Below are 24163 nucleotides of genomic sequence, written 5' to 3'. Positions count from 1 at the left end.
CCGCCCAACATTTTTGTCCGCGCCGTCAGCCGTGGTCCAGGCTCCGGCCGCGGCCATCGCTCAATCCTTGGCGTAAATATCCGAGTCCTTGGTTTCCCTGACGAACAGCACGCCGATCACGAAGCACACCAGCGCGATCACGATTGGATACCACAGCCCGGAATAGATGTTGCCCTTCGCCGCGACAATCGCAAACGCGGTAGCCGGCAGGAACCCGCCGAACCAGCCATTGCCGATGTGATATGGCAGCGACATCGACGTATAGCGAATCCGCGTCGGGAACATCTCGACCAGCATCGCCGCAATCGGCCCGTACACCATCGTCACGTAGATCATCATGATGGTGAGGATCACCACGCTCATCGGCCAGTTAATCTGCGAGGGATCCGCCTTGGCCGGATAGCCGGCGGCCTTGAGCGTCGAGCCGAGCGACTCTTCGAAGGCCTTGCCCTGCGCCTTGGCGTCCGGCGCCTTGCCGTCGAACGTGTTGACCACCGAATCGCCTACCTTGATCTGCGCAAGCGTGCCCGCCGGCGCCGCGACGTTGTCGTAGTTCAGGCCAGCTTTCGAGAGCGCGCTCTTCGCGATGTCGCAGGACGAGGTGAACTTCGACGTACCGACCGGATTGAACTGGAACGAACACTCATCCGGATTGGCGATCACCACGATCGGCGACTTTTGCGTCGCGGCTTCCAGGGCCGGGTTGGTGAAGTGCGTCAGCGCCTTGAACAGCGGGAAGTACGTCAGTGCCGCGATCAGCAGGCCGGCCATGATGATCGGCTTGCGGCCGATGCGGTCCGACAGCGAACCGAAGAACAGGAAGAACGGCGTACCGATCAGCAACGCCAGCGCAATCAGGATATTGGCGCTCGAACCCGCAACCTTGAGCGTCTGCGTCAGGAAGAACAGCGTGTAGAACTGTCCCGTGTACCAGACGACGGCCTGACCAGCTGTCAGTCCGACGAGCGCAAGAATCACGATCTTCAGGTTTTTCCATTGACCGAAGGCTTCGGTCAGCGGCGCCTTGGAGGTCTTGCCCTCGGCCTTGATGCGCTCGAACACAGGCGACTCATGCAGTTGCAACCGGATCCACACGGAAACGGCCAGCAGGATGATCGACGCGATGAACGGCACGCGCCATCCCCAGACACCGAAAGCGTCCTCGCCAATCGAGGTGCGCACGCCAAGAATCACGAGCAAGGAGAGGAACAGGCCGAGTGTGGCCGTGGTCTGGATCCAGGCGGTGTAGAAACCGCGCCGGCCCGCGGGAGCGTGTTCGGCGACGTATGTTGCCGCGCCGCCATACTCGCCGCCGAGCGCAAGACCCTGCAGCAGGCGCATGGCGATGAAGATCACGGGCGAAGCAATGCCAATCGCCGCATATCCCGGCAAGAAGCCGACCAGGAAGGTCGATACACCCATGATGACGATAGTAATCAGGAACGTGTGCTTGCGCCCAACCATATCGCCAAGCCGTCCGAACACGATCGCGCCGAACGGCCGCACGGCGAAGCCTGCCGCGAAGCTGAGCAGCGTGAAGATGAAGGCCGCGGTGGGATTGACGCCGGAGAAGAAGCTCTTGCTGATATAGGCCGCGAGCGAACCGGCCAGGTAGAAGTCGTACCACTCGAAAACAGTGCCTAGCGATGATGCGAAGATCACCCGTTTCTCTTCGTGCGTCATCGGCACGTGGGAGATTTGCCCGCCAACGGTTGCCATATGTCGTCTCCAATATTGATATATACGTGGCTCGCCCGAAGGACGTGCCCGTAAATCGGATTATTGGAGTGGAAACTTACGGCCTACTGACACGGTATCTCGAAACGAGGGTGTTTGGCGGGGAGGGTCCGATGTGGTTTTTGTCGTCTAAAGTGCGGACAAATGGCGATATCGTTTATTAAGTTGATGTCATCTAGCTCGCCGTTCTCCGCGAAAAGTCATTCCGTTAGGGTAAGTCCCGGGCCGCTTCTCGCGCCGGCAAGCTGACGCGCACCAGCGTGCCTGCCATTCGCGGCGTGGCTTGATAGACGTTGTCTTCGATGGTCAACGTGCCGCCATGCATGGTTGCGATCTCGCGGACGATAGCGAGCCCCAGCCCGCTGCCATCGCCTTCGCGACCGAGAATCCGGTAAAAGCGTTCAACGACCCGCGTTCGCTCCGCAACCGGAATGCCGAGGCCGGTATCCTCCACTTCCAGAAGGACCCGCCGCGTGGCCGCATCCAGCCGCACCCGCACCGTGATGCGCCCGCCAACAGGCGTATAACGGATGGCGTTGTCGATCAGGTTGGACAGCATCTCGCGCAGCATCAGCAGACTGCCGTCTATCTCCACGGCTTCGTCCGGCCCTTCGTAGCCAAGATCCATCTGCTTGGCGAGCGCCGCCTGCACCCAGTCGCGCACCGCGTTGCGTGCGACTTCGGTGATTTCGACCGGCGCGAAAATCTGGCCCGAGAGCCGATTTTCCGCGCGCGCCAGCGCCAGCAACTGCGTGACGAGCCGCGCCGCGTGTTCGGAGCTCGTGGCGATCTGCTCGAGCGAACGGTGCACTTCCTCGGACACATCCTGGCGCAGCGCGAGTTCGGCCTGAGTGCGCAGGCCGGCGAGCGGCGTTTTCATCTGATGAGCCGCATCGGCGATGAAGCGCTTTTGCAGTTCCATGTTCTGTTCGAGGCGCGTTAGCAGGTCATTGAACGACGTTACCAGCGGTTCGATCTCCGGCGGCGCGCGATGGGATTCCAGCGGCGACAGATCGTCCGGGCGCCGCGCGCGGATATGTGCCTGCAGCGCGTGCAGCGGCGCTAGTCCGCGCGAAAGCCCGAACCATACGAGGACGATCGCGAGCGGCAGGATCACGAACTGCGGCAGGATCACGCCTTTGATGATGTCGTTGGCGAGCTGACTGCGCTTGTCGAGCGTCTCGCCGACCTGCACCAGGACGGGTAGCGCGTGCGGCGTCTGCGGAAACTCGACGGTCGTATAAGCGACGCGGACGTCGTTGCCGCGCAGGACATCGTCGCGAAACTCGACGAGACCCGGCGGCGGCCGGTCTTCTTCGTGAGGCAGCGGCATGTCGCGGTCGCCAGCCACCAGTTCGCCGCGCGTGCCGAGTACCTGATAAAACACCTTGTCGACATTGTCCGCGCTCAGGAAATCGCGCGTCGCATCGGGCAGCGAAAGCTCGGCGACGCCGTTCACCGGATGAATCTGGCGCGCCAGCACGTAGGCATCGGTTTCGAGCGCCCGGTCGAACGGTCCGTTGGCGATGGACTTGGCGACCAGATAGGTCACCGCGATACTCATCGGCCAGAGCAGCAGCAGCGGCGCCAGCATCCAGTCGAGAATTTCGCCGAACAGCGAGCGCGGCCGGGACTTGGCGGCGGCTTCGGTTTCGTCGGGCGGGGCGAACGGGTTCGCGTAGCGGGCGTCGCGTGCCTCGTCGTCAAGGTCCGCAGCTTGCGCCGTGGCGCGCTCCACGCGTGCGGACATGGGTGGTCTCTATTTGAAGTGATGGCTCGCGGGCATCGCGGCGGAGGCGGGCGAGGCAGATGCGGCCGGTTCTGCCGTCGTCGACGGCGCCGCTTGCGCGTCGGCCGCCGCTGCCGTGGTGGCTTTCTCGAGGCAATAGCCAAGGCCGCGCACGGTGATGATGCGCACGCCGCTCGGCTCGATTTTCTTGCGCAGGCGGTGCACGTAGACTTCGATCGCGTTATTGCTGACCTCTTCGCCCCATTCGCACAGGTGGTCGACCAGTTGCTCTTTCGACACCAGCCGGCCGATCCGTTGCAGCAGCACTTCGAGCAGGCCGAGTTCGCGCGCCGAGAGGTCGATCACCTGCTCGTTGACATAAGCAATCCGGCCAACCTGATCGAACGACAGCGAGCCATGCCGCACCACCGTCGGGCCGCCTCCCGCGCCGCGCCGGGTCAGTGCCCGCACGCGGGCTTCGAGTTCGTTGAGGGCGAAGGGCTTGGCCATATAGTCGTCGGCGCCGAGGTCCAGCCCTTTGACGCGTTCATCGACGCTGTCGGCCGCGGTCAGGATCAGCACGGGCAGGGTCGAATTGCGCGCGCGCAGGCGGCGCAACACCTCGAGCCCTGACATGCGCGGCAGGCCGAGATCGAGTATCAACAGGTCGAAAGTTTGCATCGACAGCGCGGTGTCGGCTTCGACGCCGCTCTTCACGTGATCGACGGCGTATGCCGATTGGCGGAGTGATCGAACCAGACCGTCCGCGAGTATGCTGTCATCTTCGGCAATGAGAATTCGCATGATGCGCCAGCCTGGCTTTGCCGCCACCGTGGCATTGCTCGGCGCGCAGCGGTCTCCAAAGATTTTTGTGGGTAGTCTGGCGCACCTGATCGCATATAAATGCTTCCACGTGCGAATCGTGCTTGCCAAAACTACTGTTTTTTTATACAGTGTCTGCGTTTAGCGTGCTGTCCGTGATGAATGGGCTGCACATCTGCCTCAGACGCCGTTCATCATAGCAAAGGACGATTCATGGAAGAAAGCAAGAAAGGCTCGGCTGGACTGACTGCTGAAAAGAGCAAGGCATTGGCTGCCGCGCTCGCGCAGATTGAAAAACAGTTCGGCAAAGGGTCGGTCATGCGGCTCGGCGCAGGTGAGGTAGTCGAAGATATCCAGGTGGTCTCAACGGGATCGCTGGGTCTTGACATCGCACTGGGTGTTGGCGGTTTGCCGCGTGGTCGTGTGGTCGAAATCTACGGGCCGGAATCGTCGGGTAAAACCACGCTGACGCTGCAGGTCATCGCCGAAATGCAAAAGCTGGGCGGCACGGCAGCGTTTATCGACGCGGAGCACGCACTCGACATCCAGTACGCAGGCAAGCTCGGTGTGAACGTGAACGAACTGCTGGTTTCGCAGCCGGACACGGGTGAACAGGCGCTGGAAATCTGCGACGCGCTGGTGCGTTCGGGCTCCATCGACATGATCGTGATCGACTCGGTCGCGGCACTGGTGCCGAAGGCTGAAATCGAAGGCGAAATGGGCGACTCGCTGCCGGGTCTGCAAGCGCGTCTGATGTCGCAGGCGCTGCGCAAGCTCACGGGCACGATCAAGCGCACGAACTGCCTCGTCATCTTCATCAACCAGATCCGTATGAAGATTGGTGTGATGTTCGGCAATCCGGAAACCACCACGGGTGGTAACGCGCTGAAGTTCTACGCGTCGGTGCGTCTGGACATTCGCCGTATCGGTTCGATCAAGAAGAACGACGAAGTGATCGGCAACGAAACGCGCGTGAAGGTCGTCAAGAACAAGGTCTCGCCACCGTTCCGCGAGGCGATTTTCGACATCCTGTACGGCGAAGGCATTTCGCGTCAGGGTGAAGTGATCGACCTGGGTGTGTCGGCGAAGATCGTCGATAAGGCCGGTGCCTGGTATAGCTACAACGGCGACCGGATTGGTCAGGGTAAAGACAACGCACGCGAATTCCTGCGTGAGAATCCTGATATCGCACGTGAAATCGAGAACCGCATCCGTGAATCGCTCGGCGTGAATGCAATGGCAGAAACCGCTGTCGGCGCAAGCGCCGAAGTCGCGGGCGAAGAGGAGTAATCGTCGCGTGATACGCAAGGGCCGGCCTGTATCTCATGCAGGAAGTGATGCGGACGGCCCGCGTGACGACGATTCATTCGACCCGTTCGAGTCTTTCGACGCACACGATCAGGCCACGGGCCGCGCGCCATCACCTCAGCGCGGTTCCGCTTCGGCCGACACCGGCGATACCGCCGGCTCTTCCGCAGAAACCACCTACACCCGCTCGCGCCGCACTCCCGGCGAGACTTGCCCGGACGATGGCCGCGCCAGAAAGTCCCAAGGCCTTACCCGTTCGCTGAAAGGCCGCGCGCTCGGATATCTGTCCCGCCGCGAATACAGCCGCGCCGAACTCTCGCGCAAGCTGACACCGTTCGTCGAAGAGAACGACTCTCTGGAAACCTTGCTTGATTCGCTCGAAAGCGAGGGTTGGCTATCCGACTCCCGCTTTGCCGAGAGCCTGGTCCATCGCCGCGCGTCGCGTCTTGGCGCCAACCGGATCGTCGGGGAGTTGAAGCGCCATGCGGTCGGCCAGACGCTGATCGAAGAGGCGAGTGCTCAGTTGCGTGAGACCGAACTGACGCGCGCGCGGGCCGTCTGGCTCAAAAAATACGGCCAGCTTCCGGAAACCCAGGCAGAACGCGCGAAGCAGGGGCGTTTTCTCGCTGCACGGGGCTTCTCGGGGGCGACAATCGGCAAGATCCTCAAGGGCATCGAGGACGACTGGGCCGGCGATTAACGACAAACGCAACCAGCGCGGACGAACCGGCAACCCCGCAACCCCGCAACCCCGCAACCCCGCAACCCCGCAACCCCGCAACCCCGCAACCCCGCAACCCCGCAAACGCCCGCGCTCGCCGCCAGGCGCCTTCAGACCCCGCCCCCACGCGACACGAAGCCGCATCCACTCGCGCCCTATTGGTGCTATGCACAACCCAGCCTGCCTGAAATACCCAGTATGCTAAAATCAAAGGGTTTTCCAATTCGGCCTTTTCCTTCCGCATGCCGCTTTCCCCGCCCGTCTCCCGTCAGTTGCGCCATCGCCGCGCAATTCGTGCGGAAGCCTATGAGCGTGAGGATGGCCTGTGGGATATAGAGGCGTGTCTAACCGACCAAAAGCCACGTGATGTGGCGCTTGCGTCGGGCGTCCGGCCCAACGGTCAGCCGATCCATGAACTCTGGCTCCGCATTACGATCGATCGCAAGCTCAACGTTGTCGACGCGCAAGCGTCGTCCGACTGGGTGCCCTATCCCGGTCTGTGCGAAGCCACCAATCCCGCCTATCGGGCCCTCATCGGGCTCAATCTGTTCAACAATTTCCGTCGCGAAGCCGCCCGTTTGCTGGGAGGCACGGCAGGTTGCACGCATCTCACCGAGTTGTGCGCTTTCCTTCCCACGGCCGCCATTCAGGCGTTCGCCGGTGAAGTGTGGAACACGAATGACGGCAAGCCGCCGCACGAAGCGGCAGGGGATACATCGAGGGACGGTTCACCCAAAGCCTCAGACGAACACTCAAACGACAAGCCGCCATTCCAGCTGGGTCGCTGCCACGCGCTGCGATTCGACGGCGAGGCGGTGCGACAGTTTTATCCGCGCTGGTATGGCCACGCGCCGCGTTCAGCGGAGCGTGCGGATACAGCAAGCGAGCAAACACGCCACGCCGCCGAAGACAGCAACGGCCGTGGCACGTCCCGTTTGAACGACAGCAGCGGAAACGAAGTTCAACCCAACTCTCAGACTGAAGGGAATCACGCATGAAGATTCACGAGTACCAGGGTAAGGAAATCCTGCGGAAATTCGGCGTCGCGGTACCGCGCGGCAAGCCGGTCTTCTCGGTGGATGACGCGGTGAAGGCCGCTGAAGAGCTCGGCGGCCCGGTATGGGTCGTGAAGGCTCAGATCCACGCGGGTGGCCGTGGCAAGGGTGGCGGCGTGAAGGTCGCGAAGTCGCTGGAACAGGTTCGTGAGTTCTCGAACCAGATCCTCGGCATGCAACTCGTCACGCACCAGACTGGCCCGGAAGGCCAGAAGGTGAACCGCCTGCTGATCGAAGAAGGCGCTGACATCAAGAAGGAGCTGTATGTCGGCCTGGTAGTCGATCGCATCTCGCAGAAAGTCGTGGTGATGGCTTCGAGCGAAGGCGGCATGGACGTGGAAGAAGTCGCGGAAAAGACGCCTGAGCTGATCCACAAGATCGCCGTCGATCCGGCGGTTGGTCTGAAGGACGCGGAAGCGGACGAACTCGCCACGAAGATCGGCGTGCCGGCTGCCTCGCTGCCGCAAGCGCGCGCGATCCTGCAAGGCCTGTACAAGGCAACGTGGGAAACGGACGCCTCGCTCGCCGAAATCAACCCGCTGATTCTGACGGGCGACGGCAAGGTCATCGCACTCGACGCCAAGTTCAACTTCGATTCGAACGCGCTGTTCCGTCATCCGGAAATCGTGGCTTACCGCGATCTGGACGAAGAAGATCCGGCTGAAGTCGAAGCGTCGAAGTTCGACCTCGCTTACATCTCGCTCGACGGCAACATCGGCTGCCTCGTGAACGGTGCTGGCCTCGCCATGGCAACGATGGACACCATCAAGCTGTTCGGCGGCGAACCGGCGAACTTCCTCGACGTGGGCGGTGGCGCCACGACCGAGAAGGTCACGGAAGCGTTTAAGATCATGCTGAAGAACCCGAATCTGACGGCCATTCTGGTCAACATTTTCGGCGGCATCATGCGCTGCGACGTGATCGCGGAAGGCGTGATCGCGGCTTCGAAGGCTGTGTCGCTGAAGGTGCCGCTCGTGGTGCGCATGAAGGGCACGAACGAAGACCTGGGCAAGAAGATGCTGGCTGAATCCGGCCTGCCGATCATCGCGGCAGACAGCATGGAAGAAGCGGCTCAGAAGGTCGTCACGGCCGCTGCGGGCAAGGCGTAAGCCAAGCCCGGGCGCTCACCAGGCGATGCCCGTCAGGCGGGGTTGCCAGGCGGGTTTGCCAGGCGGGTTTGCCAGGAATTAACCAGGATTACGAATGGCGGCGCGCGAGCGACGCGGGTGTAGAACAATCCCGCCCCGCTCGCGGCGCCAGACGAACAGAGGTCAATACATGTCGATTCTGATCAACAAAGACACGAAGGTCATCACGCAGGGCATCACCGGCAAGACCGGTCAGTTCCATACGCGTGCTTGCCGTGAATACGCGAACGGCCGTGAAGCATACGTCGCCGGCGTGAACCCGAAGAAGGCCGGCGAAGATTTCGAAGGCATTCCTATCTACGCAAGCGTCGCGGAAGCGAAGGCAGAAACGGGCGCAACCGTTTCGGTCATCTACGTTCCGCCCGCAGGCGCAGCGGCAGCGATCTGGGAAGCCGTCGAGGCCGACCTGGATCTCGCCATCTGTATCACGGAAGGCATTCCTGTCCGTGACATGATCGAGCTGAAGGCCCGCATGCGCGCCAAGAACAGCAAGACGCTGCTGCTCGGACCGAACTGCCCGGGCACGATCACGCCGGACGAACTGAAGATCGGCATCATGCCGGGTCACATCCACCGCAAGGGCCGTATCGGCGTCGTGTCGCGTTCGGGCACGCTGACGTATGAAGCAGTCGGCCAGCTGACGGCGATCGGCCTGGGCCAATCGTCGGCAGTCGGTATCGGCGGCGACCCGATCAACGGTCTGAAGCACATCGACGTCATGAAGATGTTCAACGACGATCCGGATACGGACGCCGTCATCATGATCGGCGAAATCGGTGGTCCGGACGAAGCCAATGCGGCCGAGTGGATCAAGGACAACATGAAGAAGCCGGTGGTTGGCTTCATCGCGGGTGTCACGGCTCCGGCCGGCAAGCGCATGGGTCACGCGGGCGCGCTGATCTCCGGCGGTGCCGATACGGCTGAAGCGAAGCTGGAAATCATGGAAGCGTGCGGTATCAAGGTCACGAAGAACCCGTCGGAAATGGCGCGTCTTCTGAAGGCGATGCTGTAAGTCAAAATAGGCCGGCTCGACCGGCTTATTTTTGCTACTCTTACGAAGTCCTTTCGTAAGCGCGTAGTGCCAAAGCGAGGGAGCGAGCAATTGCTCCCTCGCTTTTTTGTCGGCCAGAATTTGCGCTTTGCTTCGTTCCGCCGTCCCATTACTCTTCGCCCATGCTCGAGTTTTTTGCCACGCTCCATTGGGGCGCCGTTATCCAGATTATCGTGATCGACATCCTGCTAGGTGGCGATAACGCGGTCGTGATTGCGCTCGCCTGTCGCAACCTGCCGCCGTCGCAGCGGGTCAAGGGCGTCTTGTGGGGTACGGCTGGGGCGATTTTGCTGCGAGTCGCGTTGATCGCCTTCGCGGTGGTGCTGCTCGACGTGCCGTTGCTGAAATTCACGGGTGGGCTGCTGCTACTGTGGATCGGCGTGCGCCTGATGGCGCCTGCGCATGATCCGCACGAGCATGTGAAGTCCGCTGACAGGTTGATGGCAGCGATCAAGACCATCATCATCGCCGACGCCGTGATGAGTCTCGACAACGTGATCGCTATCGCCGGTGCGGCCGAGGCGGCTGATCCGGAGCATCGTCTTGCGCTCGTGATCTTCGGGCTGCTCGTGAGCATCCCGCTGATCGTGTGGGGCAGTCAGTTGGTGCTGAAGATGCTGGACCGCTTTCCCATCGTGATTACGCTCGGAGCGGCACTGCTGGGGTGGATTGCCGGCGGCCTCATCGTCAACGACCCGGCCGGCGACCGCTGGCCGATCCTCGACTCGCCGGTGGCCGAGTACGGCATGAGTATTGCCGGTGCGTTGTTCGTGGTCATTCTTGGCTACCTGCTCAAGCGTCGCAACGCGAGCCGCGCTTCCGGACAGTTGCCGCCTGGTACGCCGCCGGGCTCGCATTAAAGGCAGGGCACGCCTTCGCGAACTACTGCCAGGTTTGACGTTAGCCATCTGGCTGACTGCCCAGCATCAAGGCCTCTGGATACGATCAAAGCGCCTGTCCCGATTCGCGGGGCAGGCGTTTTCTGTTTCAGGAGCCTGCCTATGACCATTAGTCTTTCCCCCTCTTCATTGCGTTGCGTGCTGTTGCGGCGCGACGACCCCGCCGCGGGCGCGCCTGTGTCCGAACCCGGTGTGCAATGGCCCGCACGGATCGCACGGGTGAGCCGCAAGCTCGGCTTTACGCTCATCGAACTGATGATCGTGCTGGCCATCGTCGGGGTCATCGCCGCGTATGCGATTCCGGCTTATCAGGACTATCTGGCTCGCAGCCGCGTGGGCGAAGGCCTGTCGCTCGCGGCGTCCGCGCGGATCGCGGTGGCCGAGAACGCGGCGAGCGGCAGCGCGTTCGGCGGCGGCTATGCGTCGCCCATGGGCACCCGCAACGTTGAATCGGTCCATGTCGACGACGACACCGGGCAGATCACCGTCGCTTTCACCACCCGGGTCGCGCCGGCAGGCTCCAACACGCTGCTGCTGGTGCCATCCGTGCCTGATAACGCCGATACGCCGACAGCCCGGATCGCGCTGGCCAAGGGCATTGCCCAGGCGGGCGCGGTGACCTGGGAATGCTTTGCCGGCGGCAAGAGTGCATCCTCGTTGCCAGCGCCGGGCGCAGGACCTACGCCTGCCGAGCCGCCAACCCTGGCGTCCAATCTGGCGCCGCCCGAATGCCGGAGTTGATACCCGCACACGCCAGCAAGTAGGTGATTTCGGGATATTTGAGGCAGTCCGGCGCACAGCAGGAGAATTTTTTTGTATAGTGCGCCGGTTGCTGACGCCTCCGGTTCCTCATGCCCACCCCATTTGCGCGCTATTTACCTCTGGTTCTGCTGGCTTGTGCGTTGATTCTGCCTTATGCCGTAGTCAACCATACCTATCCGATCCCGACCTTTTACGCGGAGTTTACCGCGCTGACGCTGTACGTGCTGACCAGCGCCGCCGTTGTACTACTGGTCTGGACGGAACGTTCGCGGGTCACGTTCGAGTCGCCGGCGGTCGCCCTGGTGCCACTGCTGTTCGGCTTGCTGCTGATTGCGCAGACGTTTGTCCTGCCGGTCGCGCAGCCGTCGATGAACTGGCTCGGCGCCGGCTATCTGCTGGCGGCCTTCATGGCGACGCACACGGGCTACGCGTTCAGCCGGGTCAAGATGGGCGAGACGACATTGCGCTGGATGGCGGGAGCCTTGATCGTCGGCGGACTGTTTGCGGTGTTTTGCCAGGTGATCCAGTTGTTCCATCTGGAAACCAAAGTGACGCCGCTGGTCGTCGCTTACAACATCACGGTCGATCGGCGGCCGTTCGGCAATATGGCGCAGGCGAATCACCTCGCCACCTACATCGCGTTTGCTATGGCGGGCGCCCTGTTTCTCGTACAGACACGGCGCTTGCCGGTGATCGTGTGGGCATTGCTGTCGGTGATTTTTTCGACGGGGCTGGCGCTAACGGTTTCGCGCGGTCCATGGTTGCAGATGGGCGTCATCGTGGTAGCGGGCTTCTGGATGGCATTTGCGGAAATCCGCCGTAACCCGGCGTTGCGCCGCAGTAACCGCGAGTGGTTGATCCCCGTGGCGCTGGGCGTGTTGTTTTTTGTCGTGAATGCGCTGGTCCGTTGGGCCAACGTGCGCTATCAACTCGACCTGGACGTGTCGGCGGCCGACCGCTTCAAGGACGCCGGCCAGATCGCACCGCGTATCGCCCTGTGGAAGTACGGCTGGACGATGTTCAAGACGCACCCATTGCTGGGTGTGGGCTGGGGCGAGTTTCCGCGCTACCAGTACGATTTTGTCCGCACGCTCGGCGGCGTAGAGATTGCCAACAACTCGCACGACATCTTCCTCGATCTGCTCGGCAAAACCGGCGTAATCGGCCTTGCGATCGTGTTCCTTGGTCTGGTGGCGTGGCTCGTGCGGGTCGTGCGTGCGCCGCACAGCGCGGCGCGGGTGTTCGGTATCGCGCTGATCGGTGTGCTGGCGATGCACGCGCTGGTCGAGTATCCGCAGCAATATATGTTCTTCCTGCTGCCGGCGATGTTCGTGTTCGGCTTGCTGGAAACGCGTCCGTTGCGACTGCTGTCGAGCCGCGTCTCGTTCGGTGTCTATTCGGTCGTCGTGGCGGGTGGGCTGGTGGCGCTGTATCCGATCTGCCGCGACTACAACCGGGCGGAGGTTCTGTACTACGGCGCCCGTCCGGCCGAGCAGTATTCCGACGATCCGTCGTTCCTGTTTCGCGCGTGGGGCGAATACGGCATGGCGACGCTGCTTCCCATGAGCACGATGGATCTGGATCGCAAGCTGGCCATGCACAAGCAGGCGCTCGCGTTGCTGCCGGGAGAAACCGTATTACGCCGCTATGCGGTGCTGCAGGCCTTGGGCGGCGACACGAATGCCGCCTTCGATACGGTGGCGCGCCTGAAGATTTTCGCTGAGGAGCTTCACGATTGGCCGTCGCAACAGGGCTATCTGTACCAGCTGTGTGATGAGCAAAAGACGCTCGCCGGCTTCAAGGCGGAACTGGTCAAGCTGTATGGGACGCCGCCGAAGGACGTCAACCAGGACGATGACGACAGCGACGACTGATCGCGCTCGCTGTCTGTCCGGTTCGGGGGGCGGACGGTTGGGGCGCGGCAGCGCTCAGGCCGCCACCCAGTCCCCCGACTTCCCGCCGTGCTTTTCAAGCACCTTCACATCGGTGATCGTCATCCCCCGATCCACCGCCTTGCACATGTCGTACACGGTCAAGAGACCGACCTGGACGGCGGTCAATGCTTCCATCTCCACGCCGGTGCGCCCCAACGTCTCCACCTGCACCGTGCAATGCACGCCAGGCAGCGTCTCGTCGAGTTCGAAGTCCGCCTTGACGCGGGTTAGCGCGAGCGGATGGCAGAGCGGAATCAGATCGGCGGTGCGCTTCGCGCCCTGAATTGCGGCGATACGCGCGATCCCGATCACATCGCCTTTCTTCGCGTTGCCGTCGCGGATCAACACAAAGGTCTCCGGCAGCATGCGGATCGAGCCGCGCGCGATGGCGATGCGCCTGGTTTCCTGCTTGGCGCCGACGTCCACCATATGCGCCTGGCCGGCGGCGTCGAAGTGAGTGAGTTCAGGCATGGCGGGGCTCCGTCTGAGGGCGCTTATCTTAACAGCGTGAGGCCGAAGGCAAATCGGCGCTTCGCCAAGGTTAGGGTTGCGTCCCCGCGTCTTGCTGAGCCGCCTGTGCCGGGCTGGCGATAAACCCGAACCGCGCCGCTACATCAGCATGCGCGACAGGCTGCAACGGCAGCGCCACGCCATCACGCCAATGAAACAGGCCGCTTCGGCCGTCATCGGCCACGTCGGCGTGCTCCGAAAACAGATCGAGATCGTGGTCATGCAGTACGGCGATACGCGGCGGCGCATTCGTGTCCGTGAACAGCACGCCGCCTGCGTCATCCAGATAGGCGGCAGCAGGCTCGAACGCGTTGCCCGCCTGATCGGTCAAGGTCAACGTGCCGCGATCCCCATCGCCATCGCCGTCATCCAGCGCAAGCCGCACCACCCAGGGCGTATAACCCAGCTCCACATACACCCGCTGCGGCCCGTTCTGAAAGAACCACTGCCCACCGGTATCCGCTTCGTAGTTCCGGTTGATAAACGCCAGCAGCGCCACATGGCGGATCGCTTCGCCGGGCGCGCCACGCGCCTGGGCATCTTCGTCGCGCATGCGCCAGTTGCCGCGCCGGTCGAGCAGCAGCCAGCCGGTGCAATGCGGCACGTTGGGCCATTTGGCGAGCGCCTGGCGAACGATGTCATCCATGGTCGACGAATGGGGTGAGGTAGTTGAAAACGCGCTGCGACAACCAGTCGACGCGGCCCGGAAACGGCCCCGTCATGAATCCGACGTGGCCGCCGTGCTGCGGCTGATCGAGTTCGATCGCGCTGGACACCTGGTGTCGCGCCGGCAGCGCCGCACCCGGCAAGAACGGATCGTTGCGCGCGTTGAGCACGAGGGTGGGCACAGTGATCTCCGGCAGCAGCGGCCGGGTGGTCGCTCGCGTCCAGTAGTCGTCCGCATCGCGAAAGCCATGCAGCGGTGCCGTGACGACGTTGTCGAACTCGTACATGGTACGGCTTGCAAGCATCGCATTGGCGTCGAACAAACCCGGATACTGTGCGAGCTTCTGCAGCGCCTTCACTTTCAGCGTCTTCAGGAAGCTGCGTGTATAGATCCGGTTAAAGCCCTGCGACAGCGCCTGGCCGCCGGCATGCACGTCGAGCGGGGCCGAGATCGCCGCGGCCGCGCTGACAAACGACGCGTCTTCGCGCCGTTCGCCGAGCCAGCGCAACAACACATTGCCGCCCAGCGAAACGCCCGCCGCGACGATCGGCCCCGAATGCGTCTCGCGCAGGCGCCGCAGCACCCAATCGACTTCGGCACTATCGGCAAGGTGATAGAAACGCGGCAACAGATTCAGCGGCCCACTGCAGCTTCGAAAGTGCGGCACGACGCCATGCCAGCCGCGCTGCTGAGCCGCGGCCATCAGCGTGCGGGCGTAGTGCGAGCCGGAGCTGCCTTCGAGGCCATGAAACAGAACGAAGAGCGGGGTGCGCGAGGAAGCGGCTTCGCTTTGCGCGTGCGGCTCGGGCACGAGCCAGTCGAGGTCGATGAAATCGCCATCCGGCGTATCCCAGCGCTCACGGCGGTAGGCGACCACGGGAAGCCGCGCGAACAGAGCGGGAATAATGGTCTGGACGTGGCTGTTGGGCAACCACAGCGGCGCGCGATAAAACAGGTCGACGCTCGCCTCAACCGCCGCCACGACGGCAGTTGCGGGGGAAGCGTTCTTGTTGTGCGTCGTACTCATACCTGCGACCGGAAAAAGCTGAAGCCTGTAGCGTCGAGCGTCAGTGCAACGACCCCTGACCATGACGCATTTTCGCAGCAAACTGGTTGGCCGCTTCGTTCGGCATCGCACTTGCGTGGATATGCGCGATCTTCCATTCGCCGCGCTCGTGGACCATTACGTAAGTCGTGAAGACCATGGTGAGCGCGACTTTCGGGTCGGCGGGGCGATGCGCTTCGGCAATCGCATACACCACCGTGCCGAGGCTGTCGTACACACGGATATCGACGGGTTCGATCGAAACCGGCGTGGTGCCGAGCTGCACGGCGAGGCCCGCGCGGATGGTGTCCAGACCATGCAGGTGCGCACCGTCGGCGCTGATGTAGCTCGCGAATTCCTCGTCGATCCACAGGCCCATCAAACGGTCGAGATTGACCTCCGCGATCGCCTGGTAATAGGCGTTGAGGGTATCCGCAGCGGCTTCGAAGATGTGGGCAAAACGTGGCATGGCTCGTCGGTCTCTTGTGCGCAGCACGCGCGGTTGCGGGGCAGCAGTAAAAACAGGACAACCAGGAACAACCCGGCGGGACAACCGCGAGGATGCCCGCACCGCAAGGCGCGGGCATGACGCCGTGTGGCGAATTCGCGACGCGGCGCGCGGTGGCCCGACGATTCAGCGTTGCGCGAGGAGCATGCCGCGCAGGTCGCCGAACACCTGTTCGGCGCTCAGTTGCCGCAGGCAATTCAGATGGCCGAGCGGACACTCGCGCTCAAAACAGGGACTGCACTCGAGATGCAGCCATTGTACCTTCGCAAGCTCGGACAATGGCGGCGTGTGGCGCGGATCGGTCGAGCCGTACACGGCCACGAGCGGCCGCCGCAGTGCCGCCGCGACGTGCATCAGGCCGGAGTCGTTGGTGACCACGGCGTTGGCCCGCGAGATGAGCGCGCAAGCTTCGCCAAGCGCGGTCTGGCCGCACAGGTTGCGCACGTTCGGCGCGCGCTCGGCGATGGCCTGGGCGAGCGGCGCGTCTTTCGGCGAGCCGAGCGCGACAATCTGCGTGTACGGAAACGACTGGCCGACGATTTGCGCCAGCGCCGCGAAATGCTCGGGCGGCCAGCGCTTGGCCGGGCCGTATTCGGCACCGGGGCAGAACACCAGCAGCGGGACGCGCGTGTCCAGATTGAAGCGGGCCGACACGCGCGAGGCTTCGTTCAGATCCGCGTCGAGCCGCGGCATCGACAGGTCGTCGGGGAGCTTGGCGCCCGGCTTGTAGGCGAGCGCGGCGTAATGACCGACCATCGGCGGGCGGGCATCCTTGCGGGGATTCGCATGACGCACGTTCAACAGACCATAGCGGCTTTCGCCGGTATAACCGATGCGCAGCCGGATGCCGGCCATCCACGGAATCAGCGCCGACTTCAGCGAATTTGGCAGCACGTAAGCCGCGTCATAGCCGACATCGCGCAGGTCGCTGGACAACTGCCAGCGGCGCAGCATCTGCAGCTTGCCGTGGGCGAGGTCCGTGGCGTAGACGTCGCGGATCTCGGGCATGCGTTCGAGCACGGGCGCGACCCACGAGGGCGCAACCGCGTCGATCGCGATGCGCGGATGCAGTTTCACGAGGCGCGAGAACAAAGGCTGCGCCATCAATGCGTCACCGATCCAGTTCGGTGCGATAACCAACGCGCGACGCATCAGGGTGGATTTCCGAAGTCGAAACGAAGCGCTGCGCGTATCTGCGCGCGACGTTCAGGTTTTAATAGGGAAACGGCCGCATGCCGCGCGCGAAACCCGCATGGCGGGTCGCGGCGCGGCTGCAGCCTGATTGTGATGAACGAGCCCAGCCGGTGCGCGGCGATCAGTGGCCTTTGACCACTTCGCCGTCGCGCAGCTTGTAGCGCGTGCCGCAATACGGGCAGCGTGCTTCGCCGTGCGTCACGTCGATAAACACGCGGGGATGGGCGCTCCAGCGCGCCATGGCCGGGTTCGGGCAGTAGGCCGGCAGGTCTTTTGCCGTCAGTTCGACCAGCGGCATTTCCTTGATATCGCTCATGTGGGCTTTCTCTGTGGAGACAGGGCGCAGGCGCGCCGCCGGCGCGGCCTGCTGTATGTTCAGATTCAGATCTTGGTCAGCCAGTGCGCGTACTTCTCGCTCTTGCCGTTGACGATGTCGAAGAAGCCGCTTTGCAGCTTTTCCGTGATCGGGCCGCGCGAGCCCGTGCCGATGGTGCGGTTGTCCAGTTCGCGGATCGGCGTGACTTCAGCGGCAGTGCCGGTGAAGAACGCTTCGTCGCAGGTGTAGACCTCGTCACGCGTGATGCGCTTTTCGATCACTTCGATACCCGCATCCTTCGCTAGCGTAATGACCGTGTCGCGCGTGATGCCGTCGAGGCAAGACGACAGGTCGGGGGTGTACAGCTTGCCGTTGTTCACGAGGAAGAAATTTTCACCCGAGCCCTCCGACACGTAGCCGTCCACGTCGAGCAGCAGCGCTTCGTCGTAGCCGTCGGCGGTGGCTTCCTGGTTGGCGAGGATCGAGTTCACGTACCAGCCCGACGCCTTGGCGCGCACCATGGACACGTTCACATGATGGCGCGTGAACGAGGAGGTCTTTACGCGGATGCCTTTCTTCAGGCCGTCTTCGCCGAGGTAAGCGCCCCACGGCCAGGCGGCGATGGCCACGTGGATGGTATTGCCCCTGGCCGACACGCCCAGTTTTTCCGAGCCGACCCAGATGATCGGGCGCAGGTAGCAGGACTCCAGCTTGTTTTCGCGCACCACTTCACGCTGCGCGGCGGCAAGCGTCTCGTGGTCGAACGGCACGTCCATCTGGAAAATCTTGGCCGAGTTCAGGAGGCGCTTGGTGTGTTCCTGCAGACGGAAAATGGCGGTGCCGCCGTCGGCCGTCTGGTAGGCGCGCACGCCTTCGAAGACGCCCATGCCGTAGTGCAGCGTATGAGTGAGCACGTGGATCTTGGCATCGCGCCAGTCGATGAGCTTGCCATCCATCCAGATCTTGCCGTCGCGGTCGGCCATTGACATACGATTCTCCAGCTGTGCGTTTGTGAAGTGTTGCGCAAGGCCGCCGGGACGATCGGCTGGGCTCAGCAGGTCACCGAGCGCGCGCCCGCCAGACGCGGCGCGCCGGGCGAGAGGCCGTACAGACGGTCCGACAAGCGGCGAAGTCCGTCATTTTAGCGTCTTTTGCACACGGAACGGGCATTTGGGCGCAGGCTGGCCGGCATGCCGGCCTTTCCGGTCCCGCATCTTGTTTTCCAATGGACAAAGCGTTTATGCTGCGATGCGGCATCGCGAGGTATCTCCCAAATACGGGACATTCGCCGTGGCGCGGGGCAGAACGGGATGCGGATCGGTTAAAATACTCGACTCCCGGATCACTGCGCGACGCTGCGGCAGATGCCGTCGGCGCCTGTTCGAGGAGCCACCCCTGCGGGGCTCCCGAGCGGAGGCTGTTCGCGCGCTGTCCATCGCCGCCTTCCACCCAACTCGCTACCCTACGCTCATGAACCAGGTATTGCGTCTCTCCGATCTGATCGCCGAAGGCAAGCTGTCAGGCAAACGCGTGTTCATCCGCGCCGACCTGAACGTTCCGCAGGACGATCAAGGCAACATCACCGAAGACACCCGCATCCGTGCCTCGGCGCCGGCCATCAAGGCTGCACTCGACGCCGGCGCGGCGGTCATGGTGACCTCGCATCTGGGCCGTCCCACTGAGGGCGACTTCAAGCCGGAAGATTCACTCGCGCCGGTCGCGAAGCGTCTGGCCGAATTGCTCGGCCGCGACGTGCCGGTGGTGGCGAACTGGGTTGAAAACGGCGTGAACGTCACGCCTGGCCAGGTTGTGCTGCTGGAAAACTGCCGCGTCAACAAGGGCGAAAAGAAAGATTCCGACGAGCTCGCGCAGAAAATGGCCAAGCTCTGCGACATCTACGTCAACGACGCCTTCGGCACCGCCCACCGCGCGGAAGCCACCACACACGGCATCGCGAAGTACGCGCCGGTGGCCTGCGCCGGCCCGCTGCTGGCCGCTGAGCTCGAAGCGCTCGGCAAGGCGCTGGGCGCCCCGAAGCGTCCGCTGGTGGCGATTGTCGCCGGCTCGAAGGTGTCCACCAAGCTGACCATTCTGAAGTCGCTGGCCGAGAAGGTCGATCAACTGATCGTTGGCGGCGGTATCGCCAATACGTTCATGCTGGCGGCCGGCCTGAAGATCGGCAAATCGCTTGCCGAAGCCGATCTGGTGAACGAAGCCAAAGCCATTATCGACGCAGCCAAGGCGCGCGGCGCCTCGGTGCCGATCCCGACCGACGTGGTCACGGCCAAGGAGTTCTCGCCGACCGCCAAGGCCGAAGTCAAGGCCGTGGCCGACGTGCAGGACGACGACCTGATCCTCGACATCGGACCGGAAACAGCCAAAGCGCTCGCCGCGCAGCTGGAAAAGGCCGGCACGATCGTCTGGAACGGCCCGGTCGGCGTGTTCGAATTCGACCAGTTCGGCAACGGCACGAAGACGCTGGCCGACGCCATCGCCAATTCGCCGGCTTTCTCGATTGCCGGCGGCGGCGACACCCTCGCGGCCATCGCCAAATACGGCATCCAGGACAAGGTGAGCTACATCTCGACGGGCGGCGGCGCCTTCCTCGAATTCCTCGAGGGCAAGAAGCTGCCGGCGGTCGAAGTGCTGGAATCGCGGGCCTGATGTGACGACACGCTCCCCGTCGGTGAAAACTGCAAAGACACGTGCGAAGTCGCCGGCCAAACGTAGCGCGGCCGGCGCGGCGAATCCAGCAGCAGGGGAGCGTGCCGCACGCTCCGTTGGGACACCGCCGCCCGCGGGTCCCGTTGCTTCACCCGCCGGTCATGCCGGCGGCGCACTATCCACCGTATCCGCAGAATCCGCAGCACCGCTGGCGTCCCGCACGCTGGTTTCGAACACCGCTTCACCCAATAAAGCGACGCTGGTTTCAACCGGCGCGCAGCCCCTGGCAGCATCCTTCGGTGCGCAGCCTCCGCACCCGACTCGCAGCGCTCTTTCCAGCGATCCCTTCCCAACGAGGAGACTCATGCATCGCGCTACCAAGATTGTCGCCACCATCGGCCCGGCTTCCAGCACGCCCGAAATCCTGTCGCAAATGATTAAGGCGGGGCTCGACGTGGTCCGCCTGAATTTCTCGCACGGCACCGCCGACGACCACCGCCAGCGCGCCGAATACGTGCGCGAAGCGGCCCGTCAGGCTGGTCGTGAAGTGGCCATCATGGCCGACCTGCAAGGCCCGAAGATCCGGGTCGGCAAGTTCGAAAACGGCAAGACCATGCTCGTGCCGGGCAACCCGTTCATCCTCGATTCCGAATGCGAGCTCGGCAACGACGATCGCGTCGGCCTGGACTACAAAGACCTGCCGCGCGACCTGAAACCGGGCGACATCCTGTTGCTCAACGACGGCCTGATCGTGCTCGACGTCGTGCGCGTGCTCGGCAGTGAAATCCACACCACCGTGAAGATCGGCGGTGAGCTGTCGAACAACAAGGGTATCAATCGCCAGGGCGGCGGCCTCACGGCGCCGGCGCTCACGGCCAAAGACATGGAAGACATCCGCACGGCCATGTCGCTCGGCGTGGATTACGTCGCGGTCTCGTTCCCGAAGAACGCCACCGACATGGAAATGGCCCGCCAGCTCGCCAATATCGCAGGCGCGCCCTACGGCATCAAGCCGAAGATGATCGCCAAGATCGAGCGCGCCGAAGCCATTCCGGCGCTGCAAGGCATTCTGGACGCATCGGACGGCATCATGGTCGCGCGCGGCGACCTCGCGGTGGAAGTGGGCAACGCGGCGGTGCCGGCGCTGCAAAAGCGCATGATCCGCATGGCCCGCGAATCGAACAAGTTCGTCATCACGGCCACACAGATGATGGAGTCGATGATCTACGCGCCGGTGCCGACCCGCGCTGAAGTGTCGGACGTGGCCAATGCGGTGCTGGACGGCACGGACGCGGTGATGCTGTCCGCTGAATCCGCAGCCGGCAAGTACCCGGTGCAGACCATCGAAACGATGGCCGCGATTTGCGTCGAAGCGGAGAAGTCGGAGCAGTCGGAGCTGGACAAGGATTTCCTCGACCGCACCTTTACCCGCATCGACCAGTCCATCGCCATGGGCGCGCTGTTCACGGCGTTCCACCTCGGCGCCAAGGCGATCGTCGCGCTGACCGAGTCGGGCTCGACCGCGCTGTGGATGTCGCGTCACTGGACCCACGTGCCGATTTTCGCGCTCACGCCGCGAGTGGGCAGCGAGCGGGCCATGGCGATCTACCGCAATGTCACGTCGCTGCATCTGGACACCAGCAGCGACCGCGACACCGCGTTGCAGCAGGCGCTCGAGACGGTGGTGAGCAAGGGCTACGCATCGCGCGGCGACATGGTCGTGCTGACCGTCGGCGAGCCGATGGGTCAGGCCGGCGGAACGAATACGTTGAAGATCGTACGGGTCGGCGAACCGTACTGATAAGAGAAACTGCCTGGATCGGCACGGCGAAGCAGCCGCATCACCCCGCGAGAGGCGGAGCGCAGGACTTTTGGGGCAAACCTCACGGTGGGCCCTGAGCCTGCTGCTCACGGGTGGGCGGATTGCTTCGCGATAAAATTGCTAAAAATAGATGCCGACGGCACAGGATTCGTTTCAATCTAAGGAGTAATGCATGCCTCTCGTATCAATGCGTCAACTGCTGGACCATGCCGCCGAACACGGTTATGGACTTCCGGCATTCAACGTAAACAATCTGGAGCAGGTGCAGGCCATCATGGCGGCGGCGGATCAGATCGGTGCGCCTGTCATCATGCAGGCGTCGGCGGGCGCGCGGAAGTATGCGGGCGAGCCGTTCCTGCGCCATCTGATCGAAGCCGCCATTGAGTCGTATCCGCACATTCCGGTGGTGATGCATCAGGATCACGGGCAGTCGCCGGCTGTGTGTATGGCGGCGATTCGCAGCGGTTTCACCAGCGTGATGATGGACGGTTCGCTGGAAGCGGACGGCAAGACGGTGGCATCGTACGAGTACAACGTCGATGTGTCGCGCAAGGTGGTGGAAGCGGCGCACTCGATCGGCGTCACGGTGGAAGCAGAACTGGGCGTGCTGGGTTCGCTGGAAACCATGACGGGCGACAAGGAAGACGGTCACGGCGCGGACGGCAAGATGACCCGCGAGCAGTTGCTGACCGATCCGGAGCAGGCCGCCGACTTCGTCAAGCTGACGCAGTGCGACGCGCTGGCAATTGCCATCGGCACGTCACACGGCGCGTACAAATTCAGCAAGAAGCCCACCGGCGATATTTTGTCCATCCAGCGCATCAAGGAAATTCACCAGCGCATTCCGAACACCCATCTGGTGATGCATGGGTCGTCGTCGGTGCCGCAGGAGCTGCTCGCGGAAATTCGCGAATTCGGCGGCGATATGAAGGAGACCTACGGCGTGCCGGTCGAAGAAATTCAGGAAGGCATCAAGCACGGCGTGCGCAAGGTTAATATCGATACTGACCTGCGTCTCGCGATCACCGGTGCGATCCGCCGCTATATGGCGGAAAATCCGGGCAAGTTCGACCCGCGTGACTACCTGAAGCCGGCGCGCGAAGCGGCGAAGAAGGTCTGCGTGGACCGTTTCGTCGCTTTTGGCGCCGAAGGCCAGGCGGGCAGGATCAAGCCGCTGGCGCTTGATAAAATTGCGGAGAAGTACAAGTCGGGCGGCCTCGCACAGGTCGTCCGCTAAGCAGACAGTACAGTACGAGCCTGGCCATCCGGCCAGGTTGCAGTCCGTCTCGCCGTTCCCGCATCATAGGGGGAACGGCGTTTCCCTTTTGTTCCGGTCTCATTTTTGCCCCACTTTTAGCGAACTACGACGATGTCTACCCTTTACGAATCCACGCTCCGCTCGCTGCCGCTGCTCGGCCGCGGCAAGGTCCGCGACAACTACGCGGTGGGCAACGACCAGTTGCTGATCGTCACTACGGACCGTCTGTCGGCGTTCGACGTCATCATGGGCGAGCCGATTCCGAACAAGGGCCGCGTGCTGAACCAGATGGCCAATTTCTGGTTCGACAAGCTCAAGCACATCGTGCCGAATCACCTGACGGGCGTGGCGCCCGAGTCGGTGGTGGCGGCTGACGAAGCCGAACAGGTGAAGGGTCGCGGCGTGGTCGTGAAGCGCCTCGAGCCGATCCTCGTCGAGGCGGTGGTGCGCGGCTATCTGGCCGGCAGCGGCTGGAAAGACTATCAGGCCACGGGTTCCGTATGCGGCGTAGAACTGCCGCCGGGGCTGCAAAACGCGCAGAAATTGCCCGAGCCGATCTTCACGCCGGCTGCCAAGGCCGAAATGGGCCATCACGACGAAAACATCACTTACGACGAGATGGAACGCCGCATCGGCACCGAACTGTCGGCTACGATCCGCGAGATTTCGATCAAGCTGTACAAGGAAGCGGCAGATTACGCGGCGACCCGCGGCATCATCATCGCCGACACAAAGTTCGAATTCGGCCTCGACAATCACGGCAAGCTGTTCCTGATGGACGAAGCGCTGACTGCCGATTCGTCGCGCTTCTGGCCGGCTGACGAGTATCAGGTGGGCACCAATCCGCCGTCGTTCGACAAGCAGTTCGTGCGCGACTGGCTGGAAACCCAGGCGTGGAAGAAGGAGCCGCCGGCGCCGAAGTTGCCGGATGAGGTGGTCACGAAGACGGCCGCCAAGTACCAGGAGGCGCTCGAGCGCCTGACCGGGCAGACGCTCGCTTAACGCCGCAAGAG

The 24163-nt window shown here is 63.0% G+C and carries 22 protein-coding genes; 12 read left to right on the top strand and 10 right to left on the bottom strand.

Annotation, left to right across the window (positions count from 1 at the left end; all coding sequences use genetic code 11):
* Positions 1-60: 60 nt before the first annotated feature.
* The 3 genes from P3T43_RS17385 to P3T43_RS17375 all read right to left on the bottom strand — a co-directional run bounded on the left by P3T43_RS17385 (position 61) and on the right by P3T43_RS17375 (position 4270).
* The gene (locus P3T43_RS17385; protein ID WP_429282274.1) at positions 61-1719 is read right to left on the bottom strand and encodes an MFS transporter; all 1659 of its coding nucleotides are present in this window, start codon (positions 1717-1719) and stop codon (positions 61-63) included.
* Positions 1720-1945: 226 nt separating this feature from the next.
* A complete protein-coding gene (locus tag P3T43_RS17380; RefSeq protein WP_429282273.1) occupies positions 1946-3487 on the bottom strand; it encodes a sensor histidine kinase N-terminal domain-containing protein in 1542 nt (513 codons plus the stop codon).
* A 9-nt stretch (positions 3488-3496) separates the two neighbouring features.
* The gene (locus P3T43_RS17375) at positions 3497-4270 is read right to left on the bottom strand and encodes a response regulator (protein ID WP_429282272.1); all 774 of its coding nucleotides are present in this window, start codon (positions 4268-4270) and stop codon (positions 3497-3499) included.
* Positions 4271-4501: 231 nt separating this feature from the next.
* Between P3T43_RS17375 and recA the strand changes: the two genes are divergently transcribed.
* The 8 genes from recA (at position 4502) to P3T43_RS17335 (ending at position 13106) form a co-directional block, all read left to right on the top strand.
* The gene (gene recA, locus P3T43_RS17370; RefSeq protein WP_429282271.1) at positions 4502-5578 is read left to right on the top strand and encodes a recombinase RecA; all 1077 of its coding nucleotides are present in this window, start codon (positions 4502-4504) and stop codon (positions 5576-5578) included.
* Positions 5579-5585: 7 nt separating this feature from the next.
* Complete coding sequence (gene recX, locus P3T43_RS17365; RefSeq protein ID WP_429282270.1) at positions 5586-6296, top strand: recombination regulator RecX; 711 nt, start codon at positions 5586-5588, stop codon at positions 6294-6296.
* Positions 6297-6559: 263 nt separating this feature from the next.
* Complete coding sequence (locus tag P3T43_RS17360) at positions 6560-7315, top strand: DUF2889 domain-containing protein (RefSeq protein WP_429282269.1); 756 nt, start codon at positions 6560-6562, stop codon at positions 7313-7315.
* On the top strand, positions 7312-8481 hold the full coding sequence (gene sucC / locus P3T43_RS17355) for an ADP-forming succinate--CoA ligase subunit beta (RefSeq protein WP_429282268.1): 1170 nt from the start codon (positions 7312-7314) through the stop codon (positions 8479-8481). Before P3T43_RS17360 ends, sucC begins: the two co-directional genes overlap by 4 nt.
* A 169-nt stretch (positions 8482-8650) precedes the next feature.
* Complete coding sequence (gene sucD, locus P3T43_RS17350) at positions 8651-9532, top strand: succinate--CoA ligase subunit alpha (protein WP_429282267.1); 882 nt, start codon at positions 8651-8653, stop codon at positions 9530-9532.
* A 161-nt stretch (positions 9533-9693) separates the two neighbouring features.
* The gene (locus tag P3T43_RS17345; protein ID WP_429282266.1) at positions 9694-10431 is read left to right on the top strand and encodes a TerC family protein; all 738 of its coding nucleotides are present in this window, start codon (positions 9694-9696) and stop codon (positions 10429-10431) included.
* A gap of 141 nt (positions 10432-10572) precedes the next feature.
* Positions 10573-11211, top strand: coding sequence for a pilin (locus tag P3T43_RS17340; protein ID WP_429282265.1), 639 nt, complete (start codon positions 10573-10575; stop codon positions 11209-11211).
* Positions 11212-11321: 110 nt separating this feature from the next.
* Positions 11322-13106, top strand: a complete 1785-nt coding sequence (locus P3T43_RS17335; RefSeq protein WP_429282264.1) for a PglL family O-oligosaccharyltransferase — start codon at positions 11322-11324, stop codon at positions 13104-13106.
* 54 nt (positions 13107-13160) lie between these two features.
* On the opposite strand, the gene moaC is transcribed toward P3T43_RS17335, so the two are convergent.
* The 7 genes from moaC to P3T43_RS17300 all read right to left on the bottom strand — a co-directional run bounded on the left by moaC (position 13161) and on the right by P3T43_RS17300 (position 18395).
* A complete protein-coding gene (gene moaC, locus P3T43_RS17330; protein ID WP_429282263.1) occupies positions 13161-13637 on the bottom strand; it encodes a cyclic pyranopterin monophosphate synthase MoaC in 477 nt (158 codons plus the stop codon).
* A 70-nt stretch (positions 13638-13707) separates the two neighbouring features.
* Positions 13708-14322 carry a DUF2946 family protein gene (locus P3T43_RS17325; RefSeq protein ID WP_429282262.1) on the bottom strand — a complete coding sequence of 205 codons (615 nt, stop codon included), beginning with the start codon at positions 14320-14322 and terminating at the stop codon, positions 13708-13710.
* Complete coding sequence (locus P3T43_RS17320) at positions 14315-15370, bottom strand: hydrolase (protein WP_429282261.1); 1056 nt, start codon at positions 15368-15370, stop codon at positions 14315-14317. Before P3T43_RS17320 ends, P3T43_RS17325 begins: the two co-directional genes overlap by 8 nt.
* A gap of 40 nt (positions 15371-15410) precedes the next feature.
* Positions 15411-15857, bottom strand: a complete 447-nt coding sequence (locus tag P3T43_RS17315) for a nuclear transport factor 2 family protein (RefSeq protein ID WP_429282260.1) — start codon at positions 15855-15857, stop codon at positions 15411-15413.
* 165 nt (positions 15858-16022) lie between these two features.
* Positions 16023-17048, bottom strand: coding sequence for a lipopolysaccharide heptosyltransferase II (gene waaF, locus P3T43_RS17310; RefSeq protein ID WP_429282259.1), 1026 nt, complete (start codon positions 17046-17048; stop codon positions 16023-16025).
* A gap of 163 nt (positions 17049-17211) precedes the next feature.
* Positions 17212-17406 (bottom strand): zinc-finger domain-containing protein, encoded by a 195-nt coding sequence (locus P3T43_RS17305; protein ID WP_429282258.1) that lies wholly within the window; start codon positions 17404-17406, stop codon positions 17212-17214.
* A gap of 65 nt (positions 17407-17471) precedes the next feature.
* A complete protein-coding gene (locus P3T43_RS17300; protein ID WP_429282257.1) occupies positions 17472-18395 on the bottom strand; it encodes a branched-chain amino acid transaminase in 924 nt (307 codons plus the stop codon).
* 481 nt (positions 18396-18876) lie between these two features.
* On the opposite strand from P3T43_RS17300, the gene P3T43_RS17295 reads away from it, so the two are divergent.
* The 4 genes from P3T43_RS17295 to P3T43_RS17280 all read left to right on the top strand — a co-directional run bounded on the left by P3T43_RS17295 (position 18877) and on the right by P3T43_RS17280 (position 24152).
* Positions 18877-20070: a phosphoglycerate kinase gene (locus P3T43_RS17295; RefSeq protein WP_429282320.1), complete on the top strand. Its 1194-nt coding sequence runs from the start codon at positions 18877-18879 to the stop codon at positions 20068-20070.
* A gap of 364 nt (positions 20071-20434) precedes the next feature.
* A complete protein-coding gene (gene pyk / locus P3T43_RS17290; protein WP_429282256.1) occupies positions 20435-21871 on the top strand; it encodes a pyruvate kinase in 1437 nt (478 codons plus the stop codon).
* 193 nt (positions 21872-22064) lie between these two features.
* Positions 22065-23129 (top strand): class II fructose-bisphosphate aldolase, encoded by a 1065-nt coding sequence (fba, locus tag P3T43_RS17285; protein WP_429282255.1) that lies wholly within the window; start codon positions 22065-22067, stop codon positions 23127-23129.
* Between the two features lie 132 nt (positions 23130-23261).
* Entirely contained in the window at positions 23262-24152 is an 891-nt protein-coding gene (locus P3T43_RS17280; protein ID WP_429282254.1) for a phosphoribosylaminoimidazolesuccinocarboxamide synthase, read from the top strand.
* Positions 24153-24163 lie beyond the last annotated feature (11 nt).

The sequence above is a fragment of the Paraburkholderia sp. GAS41 genome (assembly GCF_050436545.1).
Lineage (GTDB): Bacteria > Pseudomonadota > Gammaproteobacteria > Burkholderiales > Burkholderiaceae > Paraburkholderia.
The sequence above is the reverse complement of the archived record's forward strand: the minus strand, read 5'-3'. Positions and strand labels throughout refer to the sequence as shown.